This is a genomic window from Rhizobacter sp. P3_C12, assembly GCF_056402735.1.
Genome location: NZ_JBFUGW010000496.1, coordinates 1 through 2580 on the forward strand (window position 1 = coordinate 1; position 2580 = coordinate 2580).

At 68.5% G+C, this 2580-nt stretch carries 2 protein-coding genes; one reads left to right on the forward strand and one right to left on the reverse strand.

What is annotated here, in order from left to right; genetic code table 11:
* Window positions 1-401, reverse strand: a 401-nt coding sequence (locus AC1DXV_RS33730) for an FHA domain-containing protein (RefSeq protein WP_477937925.1), incomplete at its 3' end; no start/stop codon positions are given.
* 203 nt (window positions 402-604) lie between these two features.
* Between AC1DXV_RS33730 and AC1DXV_RS33735 the strand changes: the two genes are divergently transcribed.
* On the forward strand, window positions 605-2482 hold the full coding sequence (locus AC1DXV_RS33735; protein ID WP_477937927.1) for a protein kinase domain-containing protein: 1878 nt from the start codon (window positions 605-607) through the stop codon (window positions 2480-2482).
* Window positions 2483-2580 lie beyond the last annotated feature (98 nt).

Genomic DNA, 2580 nt, shown 5'->3' on the forward strand with positions numbered 1-2580 from the left:
GTGCGCGACTCGACCGCCGAGGCCTTGATCACCGTGCGCGAATCGATCGGCGCCCGTTCGTCGGTGCGCGGCGCGGATTCGGGCGTGGCCAGCGTCGCGCGCATCACGTAGCCGCCGATCACCAGCTCGTCGGCATGGCCGAGGGTGGTGCCTTCGCCGGCGTTGATCGGCCGGCCGTTGATGACGATCGCGTTGGCGCTGCCGACGTTGCGGATCGAGAACGAGCCGTTGCTGAACCAGACCTCGGCCTGCAGGCGCGAGATGTGGCGTTCCGGGTCGGGCAGGGCGAGCGTGTTCGTGTCGGAACGGCCGATCGTGCCACCGCGTTCATCGAAGTGGCCCGTGATCGACTGAGACAGGGTCTCGTTCTTCAGGGTATGGGCGCGTATCACCAGGATCATGAGGGCTCCGACAGCGAGGCAGGCACGCCCGCCGAGCGGAGCCGGCGCGCCTGAAGCCGGTTTATCCGCCGGGCGCCCGGGATTGGCAATCAACGAAAGTCATGCGGCTGTCGTGGAAGGGCTGGGAAACGATTGCTGAAAAGGATTGCCAGATGACTTTCGTTCATTGAGACTTTGCGTCCCCCCAGGCACTGTGCCGTGCCATGCCAGAAGACGACTATCCCGACCGCCCGTTCGAAGATGACGAGACCACCCGCGTCATCACCCATTCCAGCGCCAGCCTCAAGACGAGCCCGCTGAACGCGGCTGCGGCCGTTGCGTCGGCCGACACGCTGCCGGCCGCTGCGCCGGGAAGTGAGTCTGCGCGCCGCAGCGCGCCGGCCGCCAGTCCGGCGGCGCCGCGCCAGGTCGGCCGCTACCAGATCACAGAGCGCATCGGCCGCGGCGGCATGGCGAGCGTCTACCGCGCGCACGACCCCGGCATCGACCGCACCATCGCGATCAAGTTCCTGCACGCCGCCTATTGCGAGGAAGAGGAGTACCGCGCCCGCTTCCTGCGCGAGGCGCGCGCCGCCGGCATGCTGTCGCATCCGAACATCGTCACCGTGCACGACGTGGGCGAGATCGAGGGCCGGCCGTACATGGCGATGGAGCTGATCGAGGGCGAGCCGATGAACGAGCTGATGTCGCGCCTCGGCCCGATGCCGATCCGCGACACGCTGGTGATCGTGCTGCAGCTGGCCAAGGCGCTCGACTACGCGCACGGCAAGGGCATCGTGCACCGCGACATCAAGCCGTCGAACATCATGGTGCTGAAGGGCACCAGCACCGTGAAGGTGACCGATTTCGGCATCGCGCACGTGACCACGGGGGCGTCGTCGACGCACCAGACGCGTGTCGGCGACGTGCTCGGCACGCCGCAGTACATGTCGCCCGAGCAGACCAAGGGCTCGAAGGTCGACGGCCGTTCCGACCTGTTCTCGGTCGGCATCATCCTGTACCAGATGCTGAGCGGCGCCGCGCCGTTCCAGGGCGACAGCATCGTGGCGCTCGCGATGAAGATCGCCACCGAGGAGCCGACGCCGATCGAGAAGCTGCGCACCGATTTGCCGCTGGGCGTGCGCCGCATCGTCGAGCGCTGCCTGGCCAAGCAGCCGGAGCGCCGCTTCCAGACCGGCCAGGAGCTGGCCACCGAGATCAGCAAGGCGATGCGCAACATCGAGGATGAAGCGCGCGAGAAGGAAAAACCCCGCATCCTGCCGCTGCGCCTGAAGTGGGCGCTGATGATGGGCGCCATCGTGTTCGCGGTGATGGCGGTGACCGGCACGGTCGTCAACCGGCAGCAGACGGCCGCGATGATGGGTCAGGTGACCGATTACGGCGCATCGCTCAGCCGCTTCATCGCGGCGCAGAACGCGGTGTCGGCGCTGGCCGACGAATGGGTGGCGGTCGAGGTGTCGGTGGGCGAGGTCATGAAGACGCGCGATTTCACGAGCGTCAGCGTGGTCGACCGGGCCGGTGTGGTGCGGGCGTCGAGCGATGCGGCGAGCGTGGGCCAGCCGTACAAGGCGCGCGGCGGCGAGCTGCTGGGCACGCGTGCCGGCGGCGTCAGCGTGACGCGCGTGCTCGACGACAACGACAACGTGCTGGTGTTCGAGGCGCCGATGACCTTCCAGGGCAAGGCGGTCGGCCGGGTGGCGCTGGGCATCCCCGAGAAGCCGCTCGCGCAGGTGGCGCGGCTGAGCCTGACGCTGATGATCGTGCTGGTGATCGTCACGGTGCTGGCGGTGGCGGTGGCGATGTACTTCGTCGCGAACTGGTTCGCGCGGCCGATCAAGCTGGTGGGCGACTCGATGCGCGAGATTGCGCAGGGCCGTTTCGAGCATCGCATCCGCGAGGAGCGCACCGACGAGTTCGGCCAGCTGTACAAGGGTTTCGACGCGATGGCGCAGGCCCTGCAGGAGCGTTACGTGCCGACGCAGGACACCGCGGCCGAGACGCAGCGCGTGGCCGCGAGCTTTGCCAGCACGATGGCGCCGCTGAAGCGGCCGCCGGCCGCGGATTCGAAGAAGCCTTCATGAGGGAGCAGTCGATGCAAGCACTTCAGCGCCGCGCGCTGACCCTGGCGGCGGCGGTCGCCTGCCTGCTGGCGCTGGCGGGCTGCCAGACGCCGCCGCGC